This is a genomic window from Fontibacter flavus, from assembly GCF_042432905.1.
In the GTDB taxonomy this organism is placed as follows: domain Bacteria; phylum Bacteroidota; class Bacteroidia; order Cytophagales; family Cyclobacteriaceae; genus Fontibacter; species Fontibacter flavus.
Genome location: NZ_JBHLWI010000047.1, coordinates 1 through 15,853, shown reverse-complemented (window position 1 = coordinate 15,853; position 15,853 = coordinate 1). Strand labels below are relative to the sequence as shown.

13 protein-coding genes and 6 tRNA genes are annotated in these 15,853 nt (G+C 39.0%); 7 read left to right on the top strand and 12 right to left on the bottom strand.

The annotated features are described in order from the left end of the window. Positions 1–151: 151 nt before the first annotated feature. From ACFFIP_RS16225 to ACFFIP_RS16210, 4 genes are all read right to left on the bottom strand, one after another. Positions 152–227, bottom strand: a tRNA-Lys gene (locus ACFFIP_RS16225). Between the two features lie 54 nt (positions 228–281). Further along, a tRNA-Arg gene (locus ACFFIP_RS16220) sits at positions 282–355 on the bottom strand. A gap of 10 nt (positions 356–365) precedes the next feature. Further along, a tRNA-Pro gene (locus tag ACFFIP_RS16215) sits at positions 366–439 on the bottom strand. A gap of 132 nt (positions 440–571) precedes the next feature. After that, positions 572–644 (bottom strand) — tRNA-Lys (locus tag ACFFIP_RS16210). Between the two features lie 232 nt (positions 645–876). Between ACFFIP_RS16210 and ACFFIP_RS16205 the strand changes: the two genes are divergently transcribed. Beyond that, entirely contained in the window at positions 877–1,446 is a 570-nt protein-coding gene (locus tag ACFFIP_RS16205) for an SH3 domain-containing protein (protein WP_382388754.1), read from the top strand. A gap of 69 nt (positions 1,447–1,515) precedes the next feature. Here ACFFIP_RS16205 and ACFFIP_RS16200 read toward each other — a convergent pair whose 3' ends face one another. The 7 genes from ACFFIP_RS16200 to ACFFIP_RS16170 all read right to left on the bottom strand — a co-directional run bounded on the left by ACFFIP_RS16200 (position 1,516) and on the right by ACFFIP_RS16170 (position 8,790). Further along, complete coding sequence (locus tag ACFFIP_RS16200; protein ID WP_382388753.1) at positions 1,516–2,142, bottom strand: hypothetical protein; 627 nt, start codon at positions 2,140–2,142, stop codon at positions 1,516–1,518. Positions 2,143–2,463: 321 nt separating this feature from the next. Next, positions 2,464–3,471 carry a type I glyceraldehyde-3-phosphate dehydrogenase gene (gene gap, locus ACFFIP_RS16195; RefSeq protein ID WP_382388752.1) on the bottom strand — a complete coding sequence of 336 codons (1,008 nt, stop codon included), beginning with the start codon at positions 3,469–3,471 and terminating at the stop codon, positions 2,464–2,466. A gap of 305 nt (positions 3,472–3,776) precedes the next feature. After that, positions 3,777–6,008 (bottom strand): NADP-dependent isocitrate dehydrogenase, encoded by a 2,232-nt coding sequence (locus ACFFIP_RS16190; RefSeq protein WP_382388750.1) that lies wholly within the window; start codon positions 6,006–6,008, stop codon positions 3,777–3,779. Between the two features lie 205 nt (positions 6,009–6,213). Beyond that, positions 6,214–7,017: an amidohydrolase gene (locus ACFFIP_RS16185; protein ID WP_382388749.1), complete on the bottom strand. Its 804-nt coding sequence runs from the start codon at positions 7,015–7,017 to the stop codon at positions 6,214–6,216. A gap of 47 nt (positions 7,018–7,064) precedes the next feature. Continuing rightward, positions 7,065–7,619: a peptide deformylase gene (def, locus tag ACFFIP_RS16180; RefSeq protein ID WP_382388748.1), complete on the bottom strand. Its 555-nt coding sequence runs from the start codon at positions 7,617–7,619 to the stop codon at positions 7,065–7,067. Further along, the gene (gene ruvX / locus ACFFIP_RS16175) at positions 7,616–8,029 is read right to left on the bottom strand and encodes a Holliday junction resolvase RuvX (protein WP_382388747.1); all 414 of its coding nucleotides are present in this window, start codon (positions 8,027–8,029) and stop codon (positions 7,616–7,618) included. The genes def and ruvX overlap by 4 nt, the downstream gene beginning before the upstream one ends. Further along, positions 8,029–8,790, bottom strand: a complete 762-nt coding sequence (locus ACFFIP_RS16170; protein ID WP_382388746.1) for a hemerythrin domain-containing protein — start codon at positions 8,788–8,790, stop codon at positions 8,029–8,031. The genes ruvX and ACFFIP_RS16170 overlap by 1 nt, the downstream gene beginning before the upstream one ends. 163 nt (positions 8,791–8,953) lie before the next feature. Between ACFFIP_RS16170 and ACFFIP_RS16165 the strand changes: the two genes are divergently transcribed. Continuing rightward, positions 8,954–10,591, top strand: coding sequence for a S41 family peptidase (locus ACFFIP_RS16165; RefSeq protein ID WP_382388745.1), 1,638 nt, complete (start codon positions 8,954–8,956; stop codon positions 10,589–10,591). A 152-nt stretch (positions 10,592–10,743) separates the two neighbouring features. Then, on the top strand, positions 10,744–11,190 hold the full coding sequence (locus ACFFIP_RS16160; protein WP_382388744.1) for a VOC family protein: 447 nt from the start codon (positions 10,744–10,746) through the stop codon (positions 11,188–11,190). Positions 11,191–11,238: 48 nt separating this feature from the next. Here ACFFIP_RS16160 and ACFFIP_RS16155 read toward each other — a convergent pair whose 3' ends face one another. Beyond that, positions 11,239–13,146, bottom strand: a complete 1,908-nt coding sequence (locus ACFFIP_RS16155; RefSeq protein WP_382388756.1) for a M1 family metallopeptidase — start codon at positions 13,144–13,146, stop codon at positions 11,239–11,241. Positions 13,147–13,363: 217 nt separating this feature from the next. On the opposite strand from ACFFIP_RS16155, the gene ACFFIP_RS16150 reads away from it, so the two are divergent. From ACFFIP_RS16150 to ACFFIP_RS16135, 4 genes are all read left to right on the top strand, one after another. After that, positions 13,364–15,208, top strand: coding sequence for a TonB-dependent receptor (locus tag ACFFIP_RS16150; RefSeq protein WP_382388743.1), 1,845 nt, complete (start codon positions 13,364–13,366; stop codon positions 15,206–15,208). A 122-nt stretch (positions 15,209–15,330) separates the two neighbouring features. Continuing rightward, a tRNA-Val gene (locus ACFFIP_RS16145) sits at positions 15,331–15,405 on the top strand. A 103-nt stretch (positions 15,406–15,508) separates the two neighbouring features. After that, positions 15,509–15,583: transfer RNA gene (locus ACFFIP_RS16140), tRNA-Val, on the top strand. Positions 15,584–15,617: 34 nt separating this feature from the next. Next, on the top strand, positions 15,618–15,853 hold a 236-nt coding region (locus ACFFIP_RS16135; RefSeq protein WP_382388742.1), incomplete at its 3' end, for a GIY-YIG nuclease family protein.

Below are 15,853 nucleotides of genomic sequence, written 5' to 3'. Positions count from 1 at the left end.
ATGAATTAAGTTTGATCACCCCAAACAATGAAGTCATCAAGAAAACAATAATCCTAACCGAAGAACAAAAATCAGTACAAGAAATATTCGGATTTTAATCTGGGTGTCCCAGTGCGGAAGTCAGGAAAAAACCTCCCTGAAAAGGAGGTTTTGGTGATCCCGCTGGGGCTCGAACCCAGGACCCTAACATTAAAAGTGTTATGCTCTACCAGCTGAGCTACGGAATCTAATACGGATCTAATAAATAGAGCATCCCGTTTATAGAGATGCTCGGACAAATGTGATCCTGTCAGGACTCGAACCTGAAACCTACTGCTTAGAAGGCAGTTGCTCTATCCAGTTGAGCTACAGGACCTGGATAATAGTCGGGGTGGCAGGATTCGAACCTACGACCTCCACATCCCAAATGTGGCGCGATACCGGGCTACGCTACACCCCGAACTTATTCATTCTAATATCGAAAAACCCTTTGGTTTTTCTTGTGATTCCGCTGGGGCTTCCCGATTTTGGCTTGCTTTGCTTCGCCTTATCGGGATAAACTTCTCGCCCTTGACGTCTATCCTTTATTCTGTGATCCCGCTGGGGCTCGAACCCAGGACCCTAACATTAAAAGTGTTATGCTCTACCAGCTGAGCTACGGAATCTGTTACTTTTTGATTTGTTTTTTCTCAAATCATTGTCGTAATTGGACTGCAAATTTAAGCTACTGAATTTAAAATGCAAAACCTAAACACAATCTTTCTGACAAAATTTATAATATTTTTTACAGCTTTTTTACAAAGCTTTAATTGTCAAGCGGATACATCTAAGCTCCAGATAGCAGATTCTTTGTTTGCTGATCAAAATTATCAAGAAGCCTATCAAATCTATCAAGACTTGTTCGAAAATGAGGAAACTTTCTCACCTGCAATGCTTCTTAAGATGGCTTTTGTAGCAGAAGGAACAGGGGATTATTCCAGTGCAAGTTTTTATTTGGCGAAATTCTATGACCAAAATCCCAACCCTAGGGTAATCACCAAAATAAAAGCACTGACCGAACAAGCCAACCTAATAGGCTATGAACTTGATGATGCCGACAGATTTTTTAAATTCCTATCAGATCTTCAATATGAAATCACTTCTATTCTGGTTTTATTACTGACCATTTCCTTGATCCTTCTCTTTATCTTTAAAAACAAAGCAGATCAACCGAAATACTACCTGCCTACACTATTTCTGATCATCATGACTTTTGTGGCCAACAACTTCCTCTCTGGCCCTACCACAGGAATCGTTACCGGAAGTCCTACATTGGTTATGGACAAGCCTACCTCGGCGAGTAAATTAATGACAATAGTAGATCCCGGTCACAGGGTAATCATCAAATCATCTAAAGATATTTGGTATGAAGTGAATTGGGGAAACAAAAAAGCTTACATCAAAAAAGACAACATCACCAAACTCTGAAAAGTATATATTATTGAGAAAAAGCTGCGTCATGGATTCCATGTCACAGCTTTTTCATTAAATCCCATTTCAACGAAGTTCTCCATTTTCAAAAACTTCCTGTAAGCTTAAAATCTGTTCTGGTGACATATACAGGTTTTTGATTTTCTCTTTATAGTCATCTTCGAAACCCTCGTTATTGAGTATGTAGTTTTTGGTGGCTAGGATCTGATGCCCCATTCCGCAACCAATAGCATAGCTATCTGCTGTCAACTCCGCTTCTATGACCTTCTGCTTCATCAAAAGATACTTCACACCAAACCTCATCATATTCGTAGAAGAACGGGTAATATAATCCATTATATGGCCCAGTTCATGTCCAATCCATCCCACTAAAGCATCTCTTGGAATATCTTCAATCGGGACAATCTCGGTACCAAAATCCAGCTCCCTGGTAATTTTAATTTTGTATTTCCTTTTCTCTTTTGCATCCACCAATAGGGAAAGTACTTTGGGCTGTGCTTGCATCACAGAACCTGAAATTGTTTCTTTGAATTCAAATGTGATTTCTACCTTTTCCAAATCGGGAAAAAACGATAGGGCTTCTTTTACAGGACCTTCAAGCTCAATTGGTATTTTTTTATTCTGGAATTCAATAAATTCCTGAGAAGGTTCATTTTGGAGAGGGAATAATTCGTACTCATTAATGGTAAGCAAAAGAAAGGGATTAACAGAAAAGAAAATCCAAAGCAATAAGAAATGCATGTAAATCAATCAATTTGAAGATATGTATCCGCAATATCACAATATATGTTAACAGAATAAAGGCTGGGAACCAATGTCTGGTATGAGTATTCGCCATGAAAATGTCAGCAGGTGAAATATTATGGCAGAATAACTCTTCAATGACAATATTGCGGAAGATTTTATTTTAGAATCTCATGATACAAAATAATTGCTGTAATTCCAAAAAAAGGCACAAAACAAAAAAGGGAGCCCAAAGCTCCCTTTTAAAATTAAATTCCAAATCTTTATAGATCAGGATTTATTGGCGATATAGGTCAATAGGTCAACTACTTTGTTAGAATACCCCCACTCATTGTCATACCAAGAAACAACTTTCACGAAAGTATCGCTTAATTGAATACCTGCTTCAGCATCAAAAATGGAAGTTCTTGGATCTCCATTGAAATCAGTAGAAACCACAGCGTCTTCAGTATACCCCAAAATACCTTTCAGGTTGGTTTCTGAGGCTTCCTTCATTTTTGCACAAATTTCTTTATAGGTTGCAGGTTTTTTCAATCTTACGGTCAAATCTACCACAGAAACGTTCGGAGTTGGCACTCTGAAGGCCATTCCGGTCAATTTCCCGTTCAATTCAGGGATAACTTTACCTACTGCTTTAGCAGCACCTGTAGAAGAAGGAATGATGTTCTGGGCAGCTCCACGACCACCTCTCCAATCTTTTGCTGAAGGTCCGTCTACAGTTTTCTGAGTAGCTGTAGTCGCATGTACTGTAGTCATAAGACCTTCTTCAATACCCCAGTTGTCATTCAACACTTTGGCAATAGGCGCCAAACAGTTTGTAGTACAGGAGGCATTGGATACAAAATTCATGTCTGCGGTATACTTATCTTCATTAACGCCCATTACAAACATTGGCGTATCATCTTTAGATGGTGCTGACATGATTACTTTTTTTGCACCGGCGTCAATATGTCCTTGAGCAGTTTCTTTTGTCAAGAAAATCCCTGTTGATTCAACTACATAATCAGCACCTACTTCACCCCATTTAAGGCTTGAAGGACTCTTTTCTGCAGTGACACGGATCTCGTTCCCGTTCACCACTAATTTGCCATCTTTGACCTCAACTGTGCCATCAAAACGGCCATGAGTGGAATCATACTTCAGCATGTAGGCGATATAATCCACTTCTATCAAGTCGTTGATCGCAACTACCTGAACGTCTGATCTGGATTGTGCCGCCCTAAATACCAGCCTTCCGATTCTTCCGAATCCGTTGATTCCTACTTTAATTTTGCTCATAGTTGTGTTATTTATTGTTGTATTGGTTATATACTGTAAAAAGAAATCTAGATTGTTTAAAAACCCGCAAATTGAATTCGTGGATATTTTGATGTCCTAAAATTACCAATTTTATCTTGCTCCCCAAAATAATTAAAGGATTGAAAATGAAGTATTTAATAGAAAAAACAAATACAATCGATTGCGGAATTATAAGACTAAAAACAAAATATTGATAATCAGGCCAATAATTTTTTTCAACTTTTTATTGAAACAGGAGACTTCAAGACAAAAAAAGCGGCTAAAGCCGCTTTTTTGATGTATTGTTAATTAAGTTTTGCTAAGATGGCATTAAAGGTTTTACTCGGTCTCATTACCTGTGAGGCCTTTCCCGTATCAGGTTTGTAATAGCCTCCAATATCAACCTTGACTCCTTGCGAACCGTTCAGTTCCGAGACAATCTTTGTTTCATTTTCCAGTAGTTCTTTGGCAATTGGAGCAAACGCCTTTTTTAAAGCCTCATCCTTATCCTGAGCTGCCAAAGCTTCCGCCCAGTACATTGCGAGATAAAAATGGCTCCCTCTATTATCCAATTCCATTACTTTTCTGGAAGGTGATTTGTCTTCCTGCAAAAACTTACCGGTGGCCTTATCCAAAGTCTCTGCCAAAACTTTAGCTCTATCATTGGAGAAGGTATCACCTAAATGCTCTAAAGAAACTGAAAGTGCAAGAAACTCACCTAAAGAATCCCATCTCAAATGGTTTTCTTCCACCAACTGCTCTACATGTTTAGGCGCAGATCCGCCAGCTCCTGTTTCAAACAAACCTCCACCATTCATCAAAGGTACTATAGAAAGCATTTTGGCACTGGTTCCTAATTCAAGAATCGGGAACAAGTCTGTCAAATAATCCCTAAGCACATTACCTGTTACAGAAATAGTATCCTTCCCTTCTTTGATTCTTTGAAGAGAGAATCTGGTAGCTTCCACAGGAGACATGATATGGATTTCTAATCCAGCAGTGTCGTGATTTGGTAGGTATTTTTCAACCTTCTTGATCAACTCAGCATCATGGGAACGGTTTTTATCCAGCCAAAACACAGCAGGAACGCCGGTAGCCTTTGCCCTATTAACAGCCAATTTTACCCAATCCTGAACAGGTGCATCCTTGGTCTGGCACATTCTCCAAATATCGCCTTTTTGAACCTCATGTTGGATCAATGTTTCTCCAGACTCCGACACCACTTTTACTTCTCCATCTACTTCAATTTCAAACGTCTTATCATGAGAACCATACTCTTCCGCTTTTTGGGCCATCAGACCTACATTTGGAACGGAACCCATGGTAGATGGATCAAAAGCGCCATTTTCCTTACAAAAATCAATGGTTTCCTGATAAACACCTGCATAGGCACGGTCAGGAATAACTGCTTTCGTGTCTTGTGGCTTCCCAAATTTATTCCACATCTGACCAGATGTCCTAATCATAGCAGGCATTGACGCATCAATAATTACATCACTTGGTACATGAAGGTTGGTTATACCCTTATCTGAATTGACCATTGCCAAGTCAGGAGCATCTGCTAAACATACCTCAATGTCCTTCTCAATCTGTTTTCTTTCAGTTTCCGGAAGTAAATTGATTTTGGAGATCAGGTCACCAAAGCCATTATTCACATCAACTCCCAATTTTTTAAATAATTCTTCATACTTATCAAAAACAGGAGCAAAGAACACCTTTACTGCATGGCCAAAAATGATAGGGTCAGAGACCTTCATCATCGTTGCCTTCATATGAAGTGAAAAAAGAACACCTGCTCTTTTTGCATCTTCTTTTTGTTCTTGAAGAAATTTCTTCAATTCAGCTACACTTAATACCGCTGCATCTATCACCTCTCCCTCCAACAGAGCCAATTTTTCCTTCAACACTTTCACTTTTCCTTCAGCTGTCACCAATTCAATCCGGATATTTTCCGGTTTTTCTATGGTCAGTGATTTTTCACTACCATAAAAATCTCCTTTCCTCATACTGGAAACATGTGTCTTGGAATCAGCAGACCACTTCCCCATACTATGAGGGTTAGTTTTTGCATATTCCTTAACCGCCAAAGGAGCCCTTCTATCTGAGTTCCCTTCTCTTAATACAGGGTTAACAGCACTACCTTTAACTTTATCATATTTCGCCTTGATGGATTTTTCCTCATCAGTCTTTGGCTCATCCGGATAATCGGGAAGTGCGTAGCCTTTAGCTTGGAGTTCCTTGATCGCTGCCTTCAACTGTGGCATTGAAGCTGAAATATTAGGAAGCTTTACAATATTTGCTTCTGGTGTTTTGGCAATTTCACCTAATTCTGCCAAATCATCGTTTATCCTTTGCTCAGGATTTAAGTACTCAGGAAACTGGGAGATAATCCTGCCTGCAAGTGAAATGTCTCTTGTTTCAACTACTATTCCTGCAGAATCCGTAAATGCCTTGACAATAGGAAGTAAAGAATAGGTTGCCAAAGCAGGTGCCTCGTCTGTCAGCGTGTATAGAATCTTTGCTGTTTTAGTGGTCATTTCAAATTATTCTGAATGTTTAACTTAATATTTAATAAAAAGCCCAGCCTATTAAAACAGAAGTACTGGACAGGTTATATTTTTTGAAGCAATTCGGTTTTCAAAATTGCGGGCTAAATTAAGGAAAATATCCCAGTTTCAAAGGTTCAATAAAGTAAGTGGATAATGGGGTTTTTAAACCATACAAAATCCTCGAACCTATGCATTACTCCAGCGAAAATCCATCAGCATCTCTCCATGCCGGGAACTTTTTTCTGTAATCTTCAAGAGCCTTATAATCAAGATCAACAAAAAGTATCTCCTCTTTGTTGGCAGAAAACACCAACTGCTCTCCTTTAAAATCATAAGCACCTGAATGTCCTGAGTAAGGTACTGCATTCCCATCCTGCCCAATCCTATTTACACCAATAGAATAACAAAGATTTTCAACTGCTCTAGCTTTTAGCAAAATATCCCAGGCATTTACTCTTGGAGTTGGCCAGCTGGCCACATACAGCTGCAGATCATATTCCATCTCACCTCCTTGGGTCCTATTTCTACTCCAAACAGGAAATCTCAGGTCGTAACAAACTTGTGGCAAAACCCTCCACCCCTTACATTCAAAAACCTTTCTTTCCTTTCCCATCGAAAAATGCGAGTCCTCATCAGCCATTCTAAAAAGGTGTCTTTTATCGTACCAACTGATTTCACTGTTTGGTTCAACCCATAACAATCGATTGAAGTATTTACCATCTTCCTTAATGATGGCACTACCGGTCAAAATTGCTTTTTTTTGCTTTGCGATTAGCTTCATCCACTTACAGGTGTATAAATTCATAGGCTCACTCACTTCTTCAGCATCCATGGTAAAGCCAGTGGAAAACATCTCCGGCAAAACAATCAAATCAACCTCCTTTTCAAAACCCATGATTTTCTCTTCCAAAATGGCCATATTGGCGGTTTTATCCTTCCAATACAAATTAGTTTGAACTAAGGCAATGCGTAATAATTCAGTCTTTTCTGCGGTCATTAGATCAGTCATAAAAAAGACCAACAGTACACCGTTGGTCTAAAATTTTATCTTAGTGGATAAATCATTCTGTAATCTGTAGGTACTTTTCCTTTACTCACATCAATCAATTTGCTTTGTACCAATCTTTTTTTGAGACCTTTCAGGTAATCCACAAAAAGTATTCCTTCCAAATGATCGTATTCATGCTGGATCACTCTTGCTGTCATTCCTGAAAACTCTTCCTCCTTAAGATTCCAGTTTTCATCAAAGTATTCTATGGTCAGTTTTTCAGGCCTGATGATTTCTGCACGTACATCAGGTATACTCAAGCAACCCTCTTCAAAACCATAATTATCTCCGTATTCGTCCAATATAATCGGATTGATAAATGCCCTTCTGATACCTTTTTCCTCATCTCCTTCATCTAGCATCAAAGTACTGTCGATGACAAATAATCTAACGCCTTTGTTGATCTGAGGAGCAGCAAGACCTACACCATTGGCATGGTCCATTGTACTGAACATATCCTGAATTAGTTCATCCAGCTTATCGCCTTCTCTGATTTCTTCGGCTTCTTTCTTTAATATAGGATTGCCGTAGGCAACTATCGGGTAAATCATATTTGTTCTAAGTAAGATTGAAGGATAATGGCAGCACTCACCTTATCCAAATTTCCTGTTTTTTCTTTTCTATCTTTTTTCTTGCTCCCCATGCTGATCATGGTTTGCATGGCCATTTTGGATGTAAATCTTTCATCTACCAAAACGATTTTTTTTTCTGGAAACAACTTCGACAACCTGTCTTTCAGACTGATTACCCTAGGCGTCATTTCATTGTCTCTACCATCAAGTTTTTTAGGATATCCCAAAACGATGGTTTCTACGTCTTCCTTTTGGAAATAGGATTGTAGAAAATCAATGAGCTTGCCCGTCTCAACAGTTTCCAACGGATTCGCTAACATCTTTAACGAATCTGTAACGGCAATACCCGTCCTTTTGGTTCCAAGATCAATTGCTAATATTCTACCCATCAATTGTTAAGGATTTTTTTCTTAATTCTCCTGATCACTTCCTTTTCCAGTTCTACTGCTTTGGGAAACAATAATTGATCTTCAATCTGCGCATGAATAACGAGTTCTTTTTCAAAATTCTGAAGTTCAAAATAAAGCACTTTCATTGCTACAGGTGCATTTGCTGACAAACAATAGTCTTTTGTCAGCTTCCTAATGCCCTGCATTTCATCGTCATGAACCTCATGTGCCTCTGCAAGTTGAGAAATCGGTTCCTTTTTCAAGATCTCAAGGGCATCCGTAAGTCCAAAAGCATCCTCCTCAATCTCATGCAAGAGTTCAATTCTTTTAAACAACCGCATCTCCTCTTCATGAATATGGTGAATAAAATCTTCTACAAATAAAGGAAACATGATCCTCAAATCCCCCAAAATACTGCTAAAATCAGAATCATCGACTTGTATTCCCGCTATCATATCAGAAAGAAACGGAAGTTCTTGCCTTACAAAGTAGTAGTGTTTCTTTCTAAGATAAGCCACCAAGACCTCTATGGGGTGGAAATACAAATCCCTTGGGGAAGGTTCTTCCCTTTTTGCCCAAGTTTCAAGTTCTTCGATCAGTTGCTGTGGATTGATTTTGTATTTTTTACAAACTTCCTGTAAGGATGCCTGTTCATATTGAAAAAAACTAATCCCGAAATAATGAAGAACAGCAGCAAAGACATAATTATCTAAAACAATATCTTTGATCGGGCTTTTTTCTATATTTTTGGAATCGGGCATGAATACAAAATTAATTTATTTTACCTAAAACATGTTAAAAGCCCTATCAAAATCGAATTTATTTCGTTTATCAAAACGAAATAGACCCATTTGCTGTTTAATCATATATTATGGTTAAATTCATGATAACCTTTGTTTGAATCCATTTAATTGAAAAGATACAGTGAGCGAAATTAAAAACACCAAACAGCAAATCAGGCTGCCCATTATCCTTGCTTTGGCGATTTCAGCTGGGATTTGGATAGGAGCAACTTTTGCTGAACCCAAAACCGACAGAAATGACCTAAAAGCCGCTATATATAAGCTTCAGGAAATCATCACTTACATCAACAGGGATTATGTAGACAGTGTCAATACCAATGAATTGGTAGAATATGGGATACAGCGTATGCTTGAAAAACTTGATCCTCACTCTTCCTATATCCCAGCTAAAGATGCCACTTTAGCCAAATCACAATTAGATGGCGAATTTGATGGAATCGGTGTTGAATTCGGTATCATCAGGGATACAATTTATGTAGTGGCTCCTCTGACCGGTGGTCCTTCTGAAAAATTGGGCATCCAATCAGGAGACCAGATCATTCGTGTTGATGGAAAAACAGTAGCCGGAACAGGCATTACCAACAGGGATGTTTTCGATTTATTGAGAGGCCCTAGAGGATCTAAGGTGATGATTGACATCAAAAGAAAAAATCAGAAAGATCTTATCCCTTACGAAATCACCAGAGACAAAATACCACAATATTCCATCAATGCTACCTACATGGTGAACGATGAAATTGGTTACATCAAGGTTACCAGATTTGCTGCTACTACCCATGAAGAGTTCAAGAAATCTGTTCGAGACCTCAAAGAACAGGGAATGAAGAAATTGATTCTTGACCTTCAGAGCAATCCAGGAGGATATATGGGGGCCGCTATCAACATTGCCGATGAAATATTGGATGAAAATGCACTGATTGTTTCCCAACAGGGAAAACTCAACAGATATAATCAAAAGGCATTTGCGATCAAGCCGGGCCTATTTGAAGATGGGTCAGTGATAGTATTGATCAATGAAGGTAGTGCCTCGGCTTCAGAAATTGTGGCGGGCGCGATTCAGGACAATGATAGAGGATTGATTGTGGGAAGAAGATCATTTGGAAAAGGATTGGTTCAGATGCCTATTGACCTTTCTGATGGTGCTGAATTGAGATTGACAATTGCGAGATACTATACCCCTTCCGGCAGGTCCATCCAAAAACCATATGGTGAAGATGAGGATTACTCCAGCGATTGGGTGAACAGGTTTGAACATGGTGAATTCTTCACTGCCGACAGCATCAAATTTGATGATAGCCTCAGATATGAGACCAAATCAGGAAGAGCTGTATATGGAGGTGGGGGAATTATGCCTGACTTCTTTGTACCCTTGGACACTACGATGAGCAGCGCATATGTAAACAGGATTTTCAACTCAGACTCTGCCAGAGAATTTATCTTGGATTATCTGGACAAGAACAAGAAAAAATTTGACAACATGAGCTTCGAGGATTATTATCATAAATATCAAGTTTCAGAAGACATGCTTCAGAGCTTGATTAAAGTTGGTGAGAAAAACAAAGTGAAATATGACGAGAAAGATTTCAAGAAATCGAAAGATTACCTTAAAATCTTACTCAAGGCACATATGGGCAGAAACATCTTTGATGACAATGCCTTCTATAAGATAATTAATGATATCAATGAAGTATACCTTCAAGCCCTAAATTTATTTGATCAAGCAGAAGAACTCGCTTTCGTCTCGAAAAAAGAAGAATAAATCAAATATCTCTCAAAAAAATAAAAAGTGGAAGCTCTAAATGAGCTTCCACTTTTTTTATACCATTTATCCATTCATTGACCCTAAGATACATTTGGTAATCCTTCATTGAACCAAAAAGGCTTATATTCAGGTAATCAATCAAACCCAATATGAAAAAACCTCTTATTCCAATACTAATTACATTAAGCTTATTGATGATGAACGACAATGTTATGGCACAAGCCAAGATTACCCATATCGCTGTCTATGTTGAAGATTTGAAGCGGAGCAGTGATTTTTACAGTAAAGTATTCCAGTTTACAGAACTTGATGAACCTTTCAAAGATGGGCTTCATGTATGGTTTGATATCGGAAACAATATTTCGATGCATATCATACAGGCCCCCTGGGAACCTGTCACGATTAATAAAAACAACCATATTTGTTTCAGTGTACCCAATATGGACCAATTTATTGCCAACCTTGAAAAACTTGGAGTAGCATATGAGGATTGGCCAGGAAATGAAAGTACAATAAATATCCGGCCTGATGGCATCAAGCAAATCTATGTGAAGGACCCTGATGGATATTGGATAGAAATAAATGATGAATATTAAACTTTTCAAAAAAAAACGCGGCCCAATCAATTTGAGCCGCGCTTTTATTTATTTATACAATTCAGAAGGCCATTTATCATTTCCTGAATTGATATCTGTAATGACTTTGTCAGGGTCAATCTCGACTGCCACTACTTTTTTATCCACTCTAAGCAGATGGTTCCATTGATTTCCCTTAAACCAAATTTCTACTGGAAGCATCCTTCTTTCTTTTCCCCCGTCTTCATAGGTAATTTCTAACCATACAGGCATTGGCATTTCCCCTAAATTGGAAAGACTGACCACATAATTAGCTCCGTATGGATACACCCCATTTATAGCAAGATCTATATTGGCATTGCTGTAAAACCAACCTTTCCAAAACCAATCTAGATTTTCTCCGGAAACATTCTCCATATGATTGAAGAAATCACTTGGCTGTGGATGTTTATATGCCCAAGTTTTGATATAAGACCTAAATGCTTTATCAAACCTTTCCGAACCTAAAACATACTCTCTCAGCATTATCAAACCCAAAGCTGGCTTCATATAAGCTACCATACCCAAGTTATTGGACTGTGTTCTATCAGGGTGTGTTGCAATTGGCTCTCTATCCTTATTGGTCAACCAACCCACATAACGTCTGGTTTGCTTGAGGTTATTGGTATATTCTCCATCATTGAAGGCCAGGTAGCTGTAGTAATTAATAAAGGTATTGAAGCCTTCATCCATCCAAGCATGCCTTCTTTCATTAGATCCCACAATCATAGGAAACCAATTGTGACCAAATTCATGGTCCGTCACTCCCCAAAGAGATTCGCCTTTTGACTTCCAGCTACAGAAATTAAGTCCGGGATATTCCATACCTCCTACTTCAGCCGCCACATTGACTGCAACAGGATAAGGATATTCATACCACATTTCGGAATAATGCTCTACGGAAGCCTTACTGTATTCAGTGGATCTTCCCCAAGCTTCCTCTCCGTCACTTTCTATAGGATATACAGATTGGGCTATTACTTTTTTGCCACTTGGAAGATTGATTCTGGCTGCATCCCAGATAAAAGCTTTTGAAGAAGCAAATGCCACATCTCTTGTATTGTTCATTTTAAAATGCCAGGTCATATTACCACTTTGGGTTGGCCTGGTTTTGGCATAATCAGTAATCTCCTCAGGGCTGATCAAATATACCCGCTCATCACTGTCAGCAGCCTGCTTCATTCGGTCTTGCAACAATTTTGGAAGTACCTGATTGGGGTTCATCAATTCTCCGGAAGCTACTACAATATGATTATAAGGAACAGTCACTTTATAATCAAAATCTCCATAGCCTAAATAAAATTCTCCGGCACCTAGGTAAGGATCTGTATTCCAGCCCGTCACATCATCAAATACAGCTACTTTAGGATACCATTGTGCCAGGGCAAAAATTTCACCATTCTTGGTGTTCAACCTACCCATTCGATCCATTCCTTTTTCCGGAACTTTATAGCTGAAATCCATAGATATGGTCGCCTTACCACCATTAGCGGGAATAGGCTCAGCAAAATGAACCTGCATACGGGTGTCCGAAATAAGATACTCATTGGAAACAGGCCTGTTTTTACCTACTACCTGTGCCTTAACATTCGTAATGGTATTTCCCCCATCTAAATCACCATTGTAGCGATTCCCCTGTACAGGAGTAGTTAAAGTCCCTCTGGAATCAGGGGTAAATCTATTTTGTTCCAAATACAGCCAAACAAAATCAAGTGTTTCAGGAGAATTGTTTTTATACGTAATAACCACATTTCCTGTGATCGTATGACTGTCTTCGTCAAGGGTTACATTCATAACATAGTCAGCACCATTTTGCCAATAAGAAGGCCCAGGTTTTCCTGAAGCGGTTCTATAAGCAGTGCCTTGGCGGTATCCAAATTCTGTAAAGGCGCCATCTCTATTGTCTATCACCTGTTGGGCAGATGCATGATTTAGCATCCCGAAAAACAGGAAAAAAGCAAAAATTTTAGCAAGACTAATTCTATTCATATATTCTTCATTAGTTAACAATGGCCTAAATTAAATAAAGCTATGAGAAGAAAAAATCCGTTTTCCCTCTTTGATCACAGTAAATTCAAAACAATCAGATCTAAATAAGAGATTTGTATTTAAAACCATTTCATGGGTAACTTGCCGGGCTAAAACCACAACTATAATGAAATCTTTCATCTTAATCGCTTTGTCCATGTTGTTTCCAACTTATGTAATAGCGAATCAAGATAGCACTACCTTAGACCTTGGGGAAATCACAGTCATGGAAAATAGAATGGAAATCCCATTCAACAAAATTTCCAGAAATATCAGCGTGATCCATAGGAAAGCTATTGAAACTACCCCTGCCAGAAGCATTCAGGAGATCCTTGCTTTCACACCAGGCGTCGACATCAGGCAAAGAGGCGTTAGTGGGGTTCAGGCAAACGTCGGCATACGGGGAGGCAGCTTTGAACAGACGTTGATGCTTATTAATGGTATTAAACTAACAGACCCGCAGACAAGCCACCATCAGATGAATATCCCCGTTCCTGTTCAGGCAATCCAAAGAATTGAAGTATTGAAAGGTCCAGGATCTAGGATTTTTGGACAGAATGCTTATGCCGGCGCTGTAAATATTGTTACTTCCCTACCGGAGACCACAAGTTTGAATATACAGGGTTTCGGAGGGGATTTTGGTATGAGAGGTGGGCATCTCATTTCCTCCCTTCCAATCGGAAAATACAAACAGACGATTTCAATTTCCCATGATGCCTCTGAAGGACATTGGTACAATTCGGATTTTAAGGTCAACAATATTTTCTATGAATCTGGCTTCGACATCAATAAAAAGAATGAATTGAATGCCATGATCGGCTACACTGACAGAAAGTTTGGGGCAAATGGATTTTACACCAATGCTTTTCCTGATCAGTGGGAAGCAATAGAAACCTACCTAACAGCCCTAACTCATAGTTTTCGCGATAATCAATTCTACCTTCAGACCAGAGGCTATTGGAGGAGGAATGTGGATGAATTCCGACTCAGAAGAAACGAGCCGGAATTCTTTACCAATAACCATATTTCAGATGTCATGGCTCTGGAACTTAATAGCACCTACACTTCTTCTTTAGGTGTCAGTGGTTTAGGGCTTGAAGCCAGACAAGAGAAAATTGAAAGCACAAACCTGGGTAATAGAGAAAGATCCTTTTTGGGTGTTTTTGCCGAACACAGAATTGAATTTTGGGAAAAATTTGATGCAAGGGCAGGAATATATTCGAATTACTACAATGAATACGGATGGAAACATTTCCCCGGTGCGGAAATTGGCTTTCAGGCCAACAAACTTTCAAGACTTTATACAAATTTCGGAACCAGTTACAGGATACCCTCTTTCACGGAACTTTACTATGAAGACCCGAGTAACCTGAGCAATCCAAACCTTTTACCTGAAGAGGCATGGAATTTTGAAATTGGATGGAAACTGAACAGAAAAAACCTTTCATCAGAAGTAGTCTATTTCCACAGAGCTACAGACAACCTAATAGATTGGACAAGGATTCCAAGCGATATCACTCCAAATCCTAACCGCTGGACTCCTGGTAATATCAGCAGTGTTCAATTTAACGGACTGGAAACATCCATCCGATATTCAGTCAATTGGGGAAGCCAAAAAGCCAAACTGAATGAACTGTCATTAAGTTATAATTACATTCAAGCTGACTTGGTACAAGCAGAAGGAATGGAATCACGGTACGCCCTGAATTCACTAAGAAATCAAATCATTGCAGGAATGCAAGCAGAATTTATGGGTAAAGCAGAACTGACCATTAAAGGAAGGCATGTTGAAAGAATGGCTTTGGATCCTTATTTTCTTCTCGATGCCAGACTTGATTACAACAGAATTAAACCTGTAGGCTTTTTCTTGGAAGCTTCCAACATTACCAATGCTGAATATATAGAGGCCGGTTTTGTACAAATGCCTGGAAGATGGTTCAAAGCGGGGTTTACACTCAACGTTAACAAATGATTTTTTTTCATTCAATATCAGACCATTACAGAATCAATTAAAAAATTTAAACCCATTTTTTGCAAGCAAAAAAATTAAATAATACATTTGCACTCCGTTCTACAAGAGAACAAAAAAGCATTGGGAGTTTAGCTCAGCTGGTTCAGAGCATCTGCCTTACAAGCAGAGGGCCGGGGGTTCGAATCCCTCAACTCCCACTTTTAATTTATTTTATTTTCCCCCGGGAGTTTAGCTCAGCTGGTTCAGAGCATTCCGACTACAGTCGGAAGGGTCGGCTGATCAAATTCAGAAGTCAATTATGGGAGTTTAGCTCAGCTGGTTCAGAGCATCTGCCTTACAAGCAGAGGGTCGGGGGTTCGAATCCCTCAACTCCCACTAAGCCTCCAAATCGGAGGTTTTTTTTATTCCTATGGCTTGTTACTTTTATATACTTCACTCTTTATCGAAAGATAAATATTATGTCGGCCACACATGTGAAGATCTGGAAGAAAGGCTCCGTAAACATAACAGTAATCATAGAGGATATACTGGCCCAGCCAATGATTGGAAGCTAGCCTATAAAGAACAGTTCCCTTGCAAAGAAGAAGCTTACAAACGGGAAAGGGAAGTTAAATCCTGGAAAAGCCGTAAAAAAATAGAAATGCT

Excerpts from the sequence above, each read along its gene's own strand:
- ACFFIP_RS16160 (WP_382388744.1), top strand. The coding sequence starts at position 10,744 with ATGAAAAAACCTCTTATTCCAATACTAATTACATTAAGCTTATTGATG.
- gap (WP_382388752.1), bottom strand. The coding sequence starts at position 3,471 with ATGAGCAAAATTAAAGTAGGAATCAACGGATTCGGAAGAATCGGAAGG.
- ACFFIP_RS16155 (WP_382388756.1), bottom strand. The coding sequence starts at position 13,146 with ATGCTAAATCATGCATCTGCCCAACAGGTGATAGACAATAGAGATGGC.
- ruvX (WP_382388747.1), bottom strand. The coding sequence starts at position 8,029 with ATGGGTAGAATATTAGCAATTGATCTTGGAACCAAAAGGACGGGTATT.
- ACFFIP_RS16185 (WP_382388749.1), bottom strand. The coding sequence starts at position 7,017 with ATGACCGCAGAAAAGACTGAATTATTACGCATTGCCTTAGTTCAAACT.
- ACFFIP_RS16170 (WP_382388746.1), bottom strand. The coding sequence starts at position 8,790 with ATGCCCGATTCCAAAAATATAGAAAAAAGCCCGATCAAAGATATTGTT.
- ACFFIP_RS16190 (WP_382388750.1), bottom strand. The coding sequence starts at position 6,008 with ATGACCACTAAAACAGCAAAGATTCTATACACGCTGACAGACGAGGCA.
- ACFFIP_RS16150 (WP_382388743.1), top strand. The coding sequence starts at position 13,364 with ATGAAATCTTTCATCTTAATCGCTTTGTCCATGTTGTTTCCAACTTAT.
- def (WP_382388748.1), bottom strand. The coding sequence starts at position 7,619 with ATGATTTACCCGATAGTTGCCTACGGCAATCCTATATTAAAGAAAGAA.